The sequence below is a fragment of the Chryseobacterium sp. ZHDP1 genome, from assembly GCF_018603435.1.
GTDB classification, from domain to species: Bacteria; Bacteroidota; Bacteroidia; order Flavobacteriales; family Weeksellaceae; genus Chryseobacterium; species Chryseobacterium indicum.
Genome location: NZ_CP075682.1, coordinates 4372303 through 4386354, shown reverse-complemented (window position 1 = coordinate 4386354; position 14052 = coordinate 4372303). Strand labels below are relative to the sequence as shown.

The following is a 14052-nucleotide window of genomic DNA, read 5'->3' as shown; positions in this document are numbered from 1 at the left end:
CAACTAAATTACCCAATTTACTGTTCCACCATATACATCAACATCAACATTTTTGATATTATGATTATCTATCTTTTTCCAAAATTTTCCTGAGACATCATCTCTAGTTGGATTGGCGGCTTTAAATCCAGAATAGACTCTCGATGTCATTAGTATTGGAGGAAAATCTATTTTCGATTCACTTTTATCGAAACGAATCAACTTACCACCACTATATGATATTCCTGAAACATCACTAAAGGAAATGTTTTTTGTAAACTCTTCGCCCGTTAATATATCAACCTTTGGAGTATCGCTATATAATTTATCGGTGCTAGTCGGAACTTGCCTAAGTGGACTAAATGGTCGAAGAAACCCAAGGTAACCAAAAAAATTATAAGGATAATATTCCACTTTAAATTTACGCTTCTCCACTGACTTATTTGCAACGTCCGTCAGTCTTGAAGCAATATTTGCAGGATAACCGACCCAAACGAGATTCTTATTGTCAAAACCTTCACTTCCCCTTCTATGAAGGCCAACTTTCACTATTTTTAAATTTCCATAATCTATTCCAATTCCACATTCAAAATTCACCTCTTCAAAAACTTTGTTTATCAAATCGTGAGCTATATGATAAATTGAAATAGCACAATTTACCGCGTTGGTGTAACAATTATCTTTGGGAAAGACAATCATCACTCTGTCTCCAATAATATTTCGTACATAACCACCATGATGTTTTGCGATTTTCAACATGGCCTTCGAAAAAGCAGTATAAATTCGACCCATTGTTTGGGTGTGATGCTTCCTATTTAACTCAACAGAATTTCTTATATCCACGTATAAAACACAGCTGTCAATTTCTTTCCCGACTTTATCTTCACCACGTTCAAAGGTCAAAGATGTATCGTGTCTTGATGGCACCAAACTTGTGGATACATATCTGAAATTTTTTGCCCTGATATCGATAATATCCTTTTCTATTTCATCTAAAATCAGTTTCATTTTATTCGCCAATATTTATTGGTTTGCATATATTTAAACTTAACACCTTTAAGATTTTCTGGAACTTCTTTCGTTTTCTCTAACTGCCACAAGCTGTCAGAATTTAGCTCGGCGGTCCAATTCCACTCAGGGTACGCAGAATATTCTACAAAATAATTTATGCGCTCATTTTCACTAATAGATTCTAATCTGAATAACTCCGTAAGCGGTTTACCAACTATAGTCAATTCATTGTAAAGACCTGATTTATTCTTAAAATAATTTATAGTACCAAAATGAAAGGCTATTTTACTTTCAAACTTATTGGACGCATAGGTTTCTTTAATAATCTCTTTTGCACATTTATCAGCTTCTTTGATGCAATCTTTTAATGGTTTTGAGAGAAATGGTTCACCAAATACACAGATGATCCCATCTCCAATAATTTTATCAATCTCACCACCGAACTTATAGATTATCGGTATAATCTTATCGTAATAGGCATCAAAATACTCGCTGATTTCTTTTCCATTCAAATGACCAAAACGCGTTGAGAAATTGCAAACATCTATGAATAATAGTGCGACCTCCGCAGATTTTCCCTGATCGAAGTAAATCGCATAAGTGTTTCCAAGTGTCTGGATATTATTTTGTATAGAGGACTCAATATTCCGTGAATCAAATGACTCATTTAACGAAAAACTTTTGGTCGACTCCGTAAACGGACTTGTTTTGTTATATTTCTGATTTAATTTCTTTATTAATTCTAAATTGGCCATTTTTACTTTTCACGCATTAGTTTGTAATTACTTGCAAGAACGCATAATAATTATCCATAAAACTAACAATTTCATTTTACATAACAAGATAATTTCTTACAATTCAGATACAAAAAAGTCCTACAGTTGTAGGACTCGATGGTGTCAATAAGATATATGCTAGCAATCGCAAAACAGTGAAATAAGCATTCTCTTAATAGATTTTATGCAAAAAATTTACCTTCTGTTTGGAAACCATTTGGTTTGACCGCCGGTAATTTTTCCAATTCAGACTTTTCTCCCCTTCTAACATATTTCCGAATGATCGAGTTACCACCTGAACCTTGAATATATTTACCTGTTGCTCTTTCAACCCATCCATGAACTACTACGCCAACAAAATTTTTGTAATCTGTTTTATTTGCCATAGGACAGGAATCACGAAAGTTTTCTTGTCCATTGCGTGTAAGATTACCGTAAGGATGCTTAGAATGATCATATTTCCACCAAACAGCTAATGATATTTCTCCAAAACTGATCTCCCTCCATATTACTACGCTTTGAAATCCAAACAATTCTGCAAAAATGTAGCCCTCTTCTTCCTTCTTATCCTTGTCAAATTGTAAAAGATCCTTTTTTTGTTTTAAAAGTGCATTTAATCCCGCGATCAATAAATTTCGATAGGGATCGTTTGGTTTTAAGTTTGATTGCTGTACTTCCATCGAATAAACCAAAGAAGTTGTTTCAGATTTATTTAATAAATTCTGAAAATGTTTCCAGCTATGAAATCCGTTTTGTTTTGAGGCAAGTTCCAAAGCCTCATGATGAGAAATATTCTGATTTTTTTTAATAGATTTTGCGATACGCTTAATATAATCAGCAGTATGCCCATTTACCTTTTTTTCCATGTTTTAACAATATATCTTGCATAGAAATGATGTCACCTGTCAGCCAAAACCCCTTACAAGAAATTTGTTAAAGTGGTATATAAAGTTAGATACAGTGCTAAAATAGCTTCGCTATGACAAGTGGCAAGCTTCTGTAAAGCTCGAAACAAATATAGCAAAATATTTTGGTATTATTTTTTCTTTCAGAGCTACTGCCAAATTAGAACCTATATCTAAGAGCAATCTCACGCCAGATATCTTCGGCGAAATCCTGATCTTCGCCATGTTCAAAATGCCATTTTCCATTTGTTTTAATCAGCTTTTGTACCAGACCATCCAAGAGTATCTGAAATTCAGTCATATTTTTAGTCAAATCTCTGCTCAATAATACGACTTGAAAATCACGATTTTTAAAGGTGATTCTGAATACCTGTTTATTAAATTGCTCTTCAAATTGTCCTATAGTATCAAACATAATCCACTTCCGAAATTCAGTCTAATTATAGGAATTTTATCGCAGATAAAAAACTTAATGGCTAATCTAAATCTTACAATATTTCAAAGGTATTGGAATTTATAGGCCAATGTATACCATCTTATGCATTAGCAGAAAAATTGTTCGTCAGGACTAATACCTATGGTGAAACTTTTCACATATGCAAGAAGACGATTTAAGAGGCCTCGCAAAAATTATGGCTTTCATGCGAGCTGTAAGCATTCTCCTAGTTTTGATGAATTTCTACTGGTTCTGTTACTCCTTTTTCTTTGAACAGGGATGGACGCTCGAAATTGTCGAGCGAATTCTCAAAAATTTCCAAAAAACCTCTGGTTTATTTACTAATTCAACATACAGCAAACTGTTTGCCCTAATCTTATTGGCGCTGAGCTGTCTGGGAACTAAAGGCGTGAAAAACGAAAAAATTAAGTGGAAAAATATCAATAGATGTCTATTTCCTGGATCAATACTATACTTACTCAATTTCCCGCTTATTGAAATATCAGGCATTCTATATATGCTTTCTACATCTGCAGGCTTTATCCTGCTTATGGTTGCTGGATTATGGATGAGTAGGCTGCTTAAAAACAAATTGATGGATGATCCTTTCAATAATGAAAACGAAAGCTTCATGCAGGAGACAAAGCTTTTAGAAAATGAGTTTTCCGTTAACCTGCCCACAAAATTTTATTATCGTGGAAAATGGAATGACGGATGGATATCGGTGGTGAACGTCTTTCGCGCATCTATCGTACTAGGTACTCCCGGAAGTGGTAAGAGCTACGCTATAGTCAACAACTACATTAAGCAACATATCGAAAAAGGATTCTCGATGTACATTTACGATTTTAAATTTGATGATCTTTCACTAATCGCTTACAACCATCTTCTGAAACACAGTGACAAGTACGATGTAAAACCCAAATTCTATGTGATCAACTTTGATAATCCACGCAAAAGCCATCGCTGCAATCCCTTAAATCCTAAATTCATGACCGACATCTCTGATGCGTACGAAGCATCGTACACCATCATGCTAAACCTCAATAAGACGTGGATTCAGAAACAAGGGGATTTTTTTGTTGAGTCACCAATCATCCTGCTAGCAGCGATCATCTGGTTTTTGAAGATTTATGATAATGGTAAATTCTGCACTTTTCCGCACGCAATCGAACTACTTAATAAAAAATATGCTGATATTTTTACAATACTAACAAGTTATTCTGAGCTTGAAAACTACCTTAGTCCCTTTCTTGATGCTTGGGAAGGCGGGGCACAAGATCAACTACAAGGCCAGATTGCCTCCGCTAAAATCCCGCTATCAAGAATGATCTCTCCGCAGCTCTACTGGGTTATGTCCGGGGATGATTTTTCATTGGACATAAACAATCCGAAGGAACCCAAAATCCTATGTGTTGGCAATAACCCAGATAGACAGAACATATACTCGGCTGCCCTTGGCTTATACAACTCCAGAATTGTAAAAATGATAAATAAAAAGGGAAAACTTAAAAGTTCCGTTATTATTGACGAGCTTCCCACAATTTATTTCCGTGGATTGGATAACCTGATCGCAACAGCCCGAAGCAATAAAGTGGCTGTCTGTCTTGGTTTTCAGGATTTCTCTCAATTGATCCGGGATTATGGTGACAAGGAAGCGAAAGTTATACTCAATACCGTCGGAAATATATTCTCAGGTCAGGTCGTGGGTGAAACCGCCAAAACACTTTCAGAAAGGTTTGGAAAGATTGTCCAAAAACGTCAATCGATATCTATCAACAGAAATGACACCAGTACATCTATATCAACACAATTAGACAGTCTAATTCCTGCGTCTAAAATATCTACTCTTTCGCAGGGAATGTTTGTGGGAGCAGTTGCTGACAATTTTGGTGAGAAAATAGAGCAAAAAATATTTCATGCCCAAATCGTAGTAGATACGGAAAAGGTGGCCTTTGAAAGTAAAAACTATAAGCCTATTCCAGAGATCCGTTCTTTTATTTCAGAAACTGGCGAGGACAGAATGGACAAAGAAATTGATCAAAATTATCGCCAGGTCAAACTTGATGTTTCAAAAATTATTGCAAGTGAACTTTCGAGAATTGAGAACGACCCGGAACTAGCCCACCTTGTTAGAAAAACTTAGCATTTTGTTTTGTAAACATATACCAATTTCAAACAAATTAATGTGCTTCCCGTACTTTTAAACTACGACATAATAAAAGACTTATTTATTGAATCATTTTTATACTTCGAGAAAGAATTTTCAGTATATTTCTGTCAATAAAAAGCCTTTGTTAATGCCTTACAAGTATTCGGATGAACAGCGAATAGAATGGTTAAGAAGCCTACATCCAAAATTTGATGAACAGAATTGGCACGACGACGTCGTAGCCCATTTCAGCCATATCAAAAACTTTCATTTTTTCAGATCTGCAGGAACGTTTACGAAAAAAATAGATCCCCGTAAGATTTGTGGGATTGATTATTCCTATGGTTACAACTGTATTATGCACAAACCGAAAGATTGGCGATATTATTGGTTACAATTTTTTACTGATTTGCGCAGGTTAGATCGTGTCATTGACAATTTTCCAACCAAAGAAAAGATTATTGACCATATCCACAAGGCAAAAGAAGCTAAAACTGTAGTTCAATATGGCGATCGTTACTTTACTATAGGTGGTCAACATCGCTTATGCCTTGCAAAATTTTTGGAGGTCGCTGAAATTGAGGTAGATGTAATAAAATATGTTTTTGATCGAGTTCATTTCGTTAGTGAAATGCGTTTTCAAAGAACTATTCCTTTTTTGCAGGAATTAGGATTACTACCACTTGATTATTATACAGATCTTAATTACGATTTTTTTATCATAGAATTCGCAGGCCAGTACGTGTCCATAAAAAAAAGTTATGCAACTTTTATATTGAAAAGATATACGACCTTAAAAAAGATACCATTGAAAGGATATATAAATTATATAAAAGCTATGGACGCGAATTATTATGACAAGACGAGGATAGATGAAGATGTTAAGCTTTATATCTTGGATGCCTACTTGTTGAAGCATATTAAAGCACGTAAAAAATTGTTGCATGTTAATGCAAAAAACTAATTAATTGATATTGTTATTATGCTTCAAAAAACACATAAAATTAGTTTCCATTTTTATGATACTGGTGGCGGTGACGCCATTCACATAAGATTTTTAGGAGAAGATTCGAACTGGCACAATATACTTATTGACGGTGGATACGCCCGTGAATATAAAAATGCTTTTGCTCCACTTATCAAAGAAATTTTAGCTGCTGATGAATTCGTTGACCATTGGATAATCAGCCATATAGACAGAGATCACATCGGTGCAGTTTTGGGTTTCCTACAAGATAAAACCATAAAAGATAAGCCCAATGCTGTTAAGAGATTTATATTTAACAGTACCACCGAACCTATCCAAATACCCAGTGAGAAAATTTCAGTCCGTGATGGCATTACTTTAAGAGAATATATCAAAAAGAGCTACATTCAAAGCGAACCTTCTATAAATACAAAAACAAAATCTATTCAGGTTCAGGGACTGCAGTTGACGATACTTTCGCCTACGCCTGAAAAACAAAAAAAAGCGGAAGATTTATGGACCGAGGAAGAGCGGACAATGAAAGTTGGCAGAAAAGCTTCACAGTCAGATCATGCGAAAACTATCGCTGAATTGAAAGATCTTGCCTTTCATCAAGATAAAGATGAAGTAAACGGCAGTTCGATTGCTATCCTTGCTGAATTTGGCGACATTAAGGCCTTACTTCTAGCAGACAGCCACCCATCGGATATTGAAGATAGTCTTTCTGCCTTACGATATAGTTCAACAAATCCCATTCCTCTCTCCTTTATGCAGTTATCTCATCACGGAAGCAAAGCAAATACGAGCATTGGATTACTAGAAATGGTCAAAACAGAGAATTTTGTTGTAACTGGTAATGGCATCCACAATCGACATCCAGACAAGGAAGCATTGGTAAGACTGCTGGAACATGGAAAGAAAAATGCAATAAAAATTAAAATTCATTATTCCTGTGACACAAACGAATTGAGAGATCTATTTAAAATTGATGCAGAGGTCGAATCGTGCTACAAATTTGAAACTACCTATAAAGAGATTGGTCCCGAAAATGAACTATTTTTATTTGAAGAAATCACTGACGATATATGAATCTAAATTTACCCCAGCTTTCTACCATCAGAATTCAATGCAATGAAGACATTGGGACCGCTGTTATATACTTTCCAGATGCTGATACTGATTATGTATATATTTTAACCGCTAAACATTGCTTAGTTGGAGAAAAGTTTAACAAAACATATTCTAAAGAAGGAATACTACTGGATCAAATTTTCAATGATGAGTCATTGACCTATCATTCATATGTTCTTTCAGATACCGCAGTCGTGATAACCTCTGTAAGTAATGAAGAAGATTTGGCCCTAATTATTGTACCTGCGAATGATATAGTAGCGCTAACCGGAAAGAGGTTTTTCAGTCAGGTTATTGATGCAGATGATACTATCCAGGAATATAAAGTTAGGGGATTCGCAAATTTTAATGATCAAAAAGACGACCAGCCTTTTTCGCTTAAATTTCTTGAAAATAAAAAGCATAATCCGAATATTTTTACATTGCATCATGAAGGATCACTAGATACTTTTTATCAACAGGCCATGTCAAATGTAGCTGGTCTTTCAGGATCAGGAGCATATGCCGATCTGTTCGGAAATCTCTATTTTGTAGGAATAATTCATACTTACGTAGATGGAAATACATTTATAGTAACGAAGGTTTTAGCTTATAATAACCTCATTGATCCTAACAAATTCAAACTCATCGAAGAATTGAAACCCGAAACTAATCCTGAAATATTGGATAGTTATGGGAAAATGGATAAAAATAGAGAAATAATTAATTTGAGAACTAGGGAGTCAGTTGGTTCATTCACTGTTCATCGTGATACATCCTATTTAATCCGTGCTATTAAAGAAAATAATCTTGTCGTTATCCATGGAAAGCCCGGTGTAGGAAAATCAGCACTGGCGAAAGCTGTCGTGACAAAATTAAAATCTGAAGGTGATTATACTGTCATTACCCTTACTCCAGAAAATCTCTACTGCAATACCTTAGATGAAGCGATGAAGAGTGCCGGATATAATGCGACAATCCAACAAATTGTCAGTAGTCCTTTATCCGCACGAAATGTTTTGATTTGGATTGAAAGTTTTGAAAAATTAATAGAATCCGAATTCTCGGGGGCATTTAATGAATTGCTCCAAATTATGAAATCAAATTCGCGCATTATTCTTTTAATAACACTTAGGGAATATTTATTACAGAGGTTTCGCATTCATTTTTATTTTGAGCTTCCAAAAAATAATACATATTTAGAAGTCAATGATTTTACTGATGGAGAAATACAACTAGTTCAGGATGCCATCCCTCAACTTAAAACATTACTTGAAAACCCAAAAATCAAACATTTACTTCATAACCCCTATTATCTTGACAAGGCAGTTCGTATTATTCCTTTCCTGGAAAGTGAGCAACAATTAGATGAAATAAAATTTAAGAAGTTGATGTGGCAGCACATAGTAGAGAATGGAAATACCGCTAGAGGAGCTGTTTTTTACGAAATTTGTGTAAAAAGATCACGAGAAATGTGCGTCTTCACCGACTTTCCAGGAAGCGAAGACACGATTTCTCAACTATTGAGGGACAATATTATACAACAGAACGATATCGCAATAAATCCTGAATATAGTCCCTCACACGATATTTTAGAGGATTGGGCCCTGATAAGATTTATTTCAGAGCAAAAAAAGCAGATGCCAGACAGTGGAACTTTCTTAGAATCCATGGAAAATAACCCTGCAATGAAAAGAGCATTTCGGTTGTGGATGGAAGAGTTCTACCTTACTGAGCCGGTCAGATCGGTAAGTTTCGTTCATGAACTTTTGCAAGATAGCTTATTGTCGCAATCATGGAAAGACGAACTTTTAGTTGTATCACTCCGTTCCAAGAATGCTGCAATACTTTTAGATACACTAAAAGATAATCTTCTTAACAACGAAGGGCGATTCCTGAAACAGATAATGTTTTTACTCCAGATCGGATGTAAACGTATCGACCCGGCCAAGCAAAGTTTAGATCAGTTATTGCCGACAGGTTCCGGATGGGACTATATTATTGACTTTATTTGGGATAATTATGCTACAATTTCATCGTTCAAAATCGATACCGAATACATAGCACTTATTGAGGCGTGGTCGAAACAACTACCCGACTTCAATCCTCAAATAATCCCACAAAGCTCCAAAAGTGTTGCCAATTTCTTGGAAGGCTTCGTTCATCGAGTTCAAAGAGCGTTTAGTGCCGCAGTAAGATACGATTCTGTGAGTTCGGTATTAGAACCCTACGTAAGAATAATTTTTAAACTGACCGCAGCATGCCCTTCCTTAGTTGAAAACTTAATACAAGCTGCTAAAAACCCACATGTTGGAAATGAGCGATGGAATAATATCCAATTTTTAAATCAAATTCGAAAATGTATTACGGAAGGCGTCATGGCTGACCAAATATGCCGTTTTTTCCCAGATGATGTATTGGAAATGGCGAGGGAGGATTGGTTAAATAAAGAAGAAGAAGAAGACAGAAGACCACCTTATAATCCAATCCATTTTCGTAGGTCTGATGCTAGGGATTTCGGTTTAAGCAGACGATTTAATACCGAACATGGTTTTCCAAGTGCCTATCACACATTTTTTTATTGGATGTTTCTCTATCATCCCGATAAAGCATTAGATTTCATCATCATTTTTTTAAATGCTGCATTTGAAAAAAACCAAAGCGTTTTAAAATCGCAAGGTGAGGATATTGAAGATATTACTGTAAGTTTTCACGATGGCACTTCAAAGACTTATTATGGGACCTATGACTATTGGTCTATGTATCGGAGTCAACGATCTGAAAACCGGCATATCGCTTCCTTGTTAATGGCACTTGAAGCTGGACTTTTAGACTTAAGTGGGAAAACCACAGATCGACAACTCAGAGGATACTTGCAAAGAATTATCAAAGAATCTAACAATGTTGCATTTCTGGGAATTACCATAAGTGTAATACAAGCACATCCTGAACTTTTAGATGAAAATTCAGTTTGTCTATTAGGTATACCAATTTTTTTCTGGTGGGAATCAAGCCGATGGATGTCAGAATTATATACTAATGAAGTATTCAATGATGATGAATACGAGAAAAATGAAAGAACCAAGTCCAATTCAAAAGTTCATCGGCGCAAATACTATCAGGGCCTCGTAGGTTTTGTTTTTGATTATATGTTTATCTATCGGACTCAAAATGATCTATTATATAAGGAAATTGATAAAATGTGGGAACAGGCTCCAGCTGAGGAATTTCAATGGAGAAAGTTTCTATTTGATATGGATGCCCGTAAATACCAGCATATACCCGTTGAATATAATGGCAGAAAAATGGTCCAGATTCAACCCGGCTATGATGAGGAAGTTCGAAAAAATGTGACAGAAACTAATGATATTGGTCAAGCTCCAACTGTAAGTGTTCTCTGGGCGAAAGAAGCGTATGATAACAATCCTATTAATGATCATAATTATGAAAAGTGGCGAGTTGGTTACGATTATATTCAAAATTCAAAAGGTCAGTTTGATTTTATGACTTCGAAAACTCTGATGGCATCACTTGGTCTACGTGATTTTTTTAATGAAATGAATGCAGAGCAATTAATATGGTGCCGGAAAATTATCATGGACTTTGCAGAAAAAAATCTGATGGGCAAAGAATCTATAGATATGTATCTTGACGTTTTTGGTAAGCAAGCGGCTCTTACTGGTCTTTCATATAATATTAATTACGGAACAGACGAAAAAACTATACTGAAAATAAAGGAATTAATTTTTCGATTGCTCATAGGTGGATTGGATGAAACGGAACGAATTGCGCTTGAACATGGAATCGTCCATCACCTTCAAAAAGATGATTCGGAATTTGTACTAAATTGCTGGTATGGCTTATTAGCTTTCATAGAATACAAAAAAGAAACAAATTCTATTGAACAACGCCGCAGGGACGCTATGTGGATGTATGGTGAGGAAGCAGAAAATGAGAGTAGAGATATCGTAAAGGAGGAGGAATTTGTGGATCATTTAACAACAGTGGTTCTTAATGGCAGTATTGAAAAACCTGCAAAACTATCATTCACTCTTGATATGCCCACTCACTGGCTTCTTGATGATGCTCTGCGCATTATACCTTGGACAACGACAGTTGCGGAACAACATAACATGGTACAAGAAGTTCTTAAACTTCACCTGGAATTTTTAGGTGACAAAAAATCTTGGAGCAAGTCTGATTTTTTTGAAAGTAGACGTGCATTCACATTCTTTTATCCAAGATTTTTACTTTCACAATCCGTTGAAATTTCAAAGCCTCTTTTTAAGGAATTATTGGATCTTACCATAACTGAAGACAAAAAGCTAAATACCACTGATGTAACAAATTATTTGTATCGGCTCCTCAAAGAATTTATCCGGTCTGTTGCAAATGGCTCACCTAAAGATAATTTTTGGACACTCTGGGATGTTTTACGAGAGTGGACACTTGAGAATGAAACAACGGTTTACATACCGCTCTTTTTTATGGATCTTGATTGGACTGCGGAATCGGAAAATTGGCATGTGCTTGAAGGAAAAAGCCTTTATTATAAAGAGTTTATTACCAAATATGGATTTAACAAAATAAACGAGTGCATCAAATTTTTGAGTGGTGTGGCTTTTCAGCAGTTTATGCCGGAATCTTTAAGTTGGGTGGCCTTGATGCTTAAAAGCCAAAATGCTTACGAAGTGAATAGAAAGCTATTGGAAAACTTCGCTGAGAAAGCTTTTTACAAATATGGAAACGACATAAAAACTAACAAAGAATTGCTGGCTGATTATCTCTTTATCCTGGATTTTCTGATAACTATCATTTCCCCAAAAGCATACATGTTGAAAGATGAATTAATACAGTACAAATAAAAATATGAAAATAGAAATCATTGTAAAAAATATCAAAGACGCCATAAATGTTCTACTTGAAAAAGAAACTGGTAATCTAGCAAGAGGTCTTAATGAACTTAATATTTCTACTCATCTGGCCTTTTATTTAAAGCCTTTTTTCCCCCAGTTCGACGTTGATCCCGAATATAATGGTGACATAGATAAGCCAAATGATAGGAAAGCGCTGGATATAGCAGAAAATCGCATGATGGAAATAGGTTTTAAACCAAATGAAAATGATAATTACAAAATAAGTCCTGACATCATTATTCATCGAAGGCAGACAAACGACCATAACTTAGTTGTAATCGAAGTAAAAAAGGACAGCCATACAAGAAAACATAAAGAATTTGACCTGATTAAACTTGAACACCTAACCATTGATTTTCTTGGCAATCATTACAATTACAAATTAGGTGTAGCAATAATTTTTGGAACAAAAAAAAATACGGGCAAATTCGAGATTCGTTTTTTCCAAAACGGCAGAGAATTCTTGGAAGAGAACTTAGTCTAGTACTTATAGTCTATGTATTTTAATAGTTGCATCACTGAATAGTCTATTTTCATAATGTATTCGTCTTCTCCGCCGTAATTTCGTAGAAATCGGTCAGAAAAACCGTACCCGCCATTAGCTTTTGCTTTTTTTAGTACATCGCTAAGGGGGTAAAAGGTATTTCTGTATTTCCCTTTATTAATTTCCAATGATGGCAAACAATCTTTTGTATCGCATATAATCCAATAGCCTTTTCGCTCACCGAATCTTACAGCCGAATATGCCGTATTTGTAAAGCTCGCAATGTATTCTGCTTTAGATCTACGGGGAATGCTTCTGATCAGTATAGGTTTTGTCTTTGGGATGAAATTTCTTAATACAATATCCCACACATCATAATAAGCCTTAAATTTTTCACTTCGGTCCGTATAGACCCAGTTACAGATAAAGGTTATTGTATCGGCTGAAGGTATGATATCTTTCTCAAAAATATCAATTAAGTTTTGAGCTATCTCTTGCTTTTTGGAAGTTGTTAGGCGATAATAATCCTTCATGATTGCTTTATTATTTTGTGAGAAAAGGGTAAATTAATTATTGTATTTAATGTAGCGCTCTAAAGCGCTTTGATATGCGAGAGAATCTATAATTCTGTCGCTCGGAAGACTTGCAAGATACATTTCCAAAAGATCTTCCGTCGCATTATCATACTTCACTCCGATTACACTTCCAAGGAAAACAAAAAGAAAATTTTGACCAAAATAAGTATATGTTGCAGATTGGTATATTCCTCCGCAACCTTGTTGTTTTTTATTATTTGATTCAAATGCTGGGATTAAATTCACAAAATATTTGTTAAAAAGAGCTTGTAATTGCTTTTTATTTTCAATCGCAAAAGCGGGATATAAATCTTCAAAAAGCTGATATCTAATATTAATAAACTCTCTTCTAAATAGAGGATTGTCATCTTTTACAACATCAAGCCTGGTATCAGTAATCGTTTTCCAATCAGAATATCTATCAAGCCGAACTTTATCAATATTTGCCCTTTCCGCAGCCCTAAGCCTTTCAATACCATAATAAGCGACAATGAGTGTTATTGTTGCGGCAAATAATCCGTTATATTTAGCGAATTGATTAATGTAAAAATTAATACCATCCGGTGAAAATTCGAAATGATTTCGGCAGAGCGTTTTTTGTATTGAAAAAAAGGCGATACTGGATAGCACAAACATGCACATGGCAACGATTATAATTATAGCCCTAAATATCGATCCTATGTTTAAAATCGATTTTACTCTATGAAACAAACGTTGATTGATACTTTTCATAATAATGGT

General features: G+C 35.1%; 11 protein-coding genes. 5 read left to right on the top strand and 6 right to left on the bottom strand.

Annotated features, from left to right (window positions below; genetic code table 11):
• Positions 1-3: 3 nt before the first annotated feature.
• The 4 genes from KKI44_RS20245 to KKI44_RS20230 form a co-directional block, all read right to left on the bottom strand.
• The gene (locus KKI44_RS20245; RefSeq protein WP_214588881.1) at positions 4-987 is read right to left on the bottom strand and encodes an adenylate/guanylate cyclase domain-containing protein; all 984 of its coding nucleotides are present in this window, start codon (positions 985-987) and stop codon (positions 4-6) included.
• A complete protein-coding gene (locus KKI44_RS20240; protein WP_214588880.1) occupies positions 984-1745 on the bottom strand; it encodes an adenylate/guanylate cyclase domain-containing protein in 762 nt (253 codons plus the stop codon). Before KKI44_RS20240 ends, KKI44_RS20245 begins: the two co-directional genes overlap by 4 nt.
• Positions 1746-1948: 203 nt before the next feature.
• On the bottom strand, positions 1949-2632 hold the full coding sequence (locus KKI44_RS20235; protein ID WP_214588879.1) for a hypothetical protein: 684 nt from the start codon (positions 2630-2632) through the stop codon (positions 1949-1951).
• 199 nt (positions 2633-2831) lie between these two features.
• Positions 2832-2972 carry a hypothetical protein gene (locus KKI44_RS20230; protein WP_214588878.1) on the bottom strand — a complete coding sequence of 47 codons (141 nt, stop codon included), beginning with the start codon at positions 2970-2972 and terminating at the stop codon, positions 2832-2834.
• Between the two features lie 295 nt (positions 2973-3267).
• Between KKI44_RS20230 and mobC the strand changes: the two genes are divergently transcribed.
• The 5 genes from mobC (at position 3268) to KKI44_RS20205 (ending at position 12736) form a co-directional block, all read left to right on the top strand.
• Complete coding sequence (gene mobC, locus KKI44_RS20225) at positions 3268-5253, top strand: conjugal transfer protein MobC (protein WP_214588877.1); 1986 nt, start codon at positions 3268-3270, stop codon at positions 5251-5253.
• Between the two features lie 154 nt (positions 5254-5407).
• On the top strand, positions 5408-6223 hold the full coding sequence (locus KKI44_RS20220) for a hypothetical protein (RefSeq protein ID WP_214588876.1): 816 nt from the start codon (positions 5408-5410) through the stop codon (positions 6221-6223).
• An 18-nt stretch (positions 6224-6241) separates the two neighbouring features.
• A complete protein-coding gene (locus KKI44_RS20215) occupies positions 6242-7315 on the top strand; it encodes a ComEC/Rec2 family competence protein (RefSeq protein ID WP_214588875.1) in 1074 nt (357 codons plus the stop codon).
• A complete protein-coding gene (locus KKI44_RS20210; protein ID WP_214588874.1) occupies positions 7312-12201 on the top strand; it encodes an AAA family ATPase in 4890 nt (1629 codons plus the stop codon). The genes KKI44_RS20215 and KKI44_RS20210 overlap by 4 nt, the downstream gene beginning before the upstream one ends.
• Before the next feature lie 4 nt (positions 12202-12205).
• Positions 12206-12736 (top strand): hypothetical protein, encoded by a 531-nt coding sequence (locus tag KKI44_RS20205; RefSeq protein ID WP_120230644.1) that lies wholly within the window; start codon positions 12206-12208, stop codon positions 12734-12736.
• Here the strand turns inward: KKI44_RS20205 and KKI44_RS20200 are convergent.
• Positions 12733-13269 (bottom strand): hypothetical protein, encoded by a 537-nt coding sequence (locus tag KKI44_RS20200; RefSeq protein WP_214588873.1) that lies wholly within the window; start codon positions 13267-13269, stop codon positions 12733-12735. The genes KKI44_RS20205 and KKI44_RS20200 overlap by 4 nt on opposite strands.
• Before the next feature lie 33 nt (positions 13270-13302).
• Positions 13303-14043: a hypothetical protein gene (locus KKI44_RS20195; RefSeq protein ID WP_214588872.1), complete on the bottom strand. Its 741-nt coding sequence runs from the start codon at positions 14041-14043 to the stop codon at positions 13303-13305.
• Between the last annotated feature and the right edge of the window lie 9 nt (positions 14044-14052).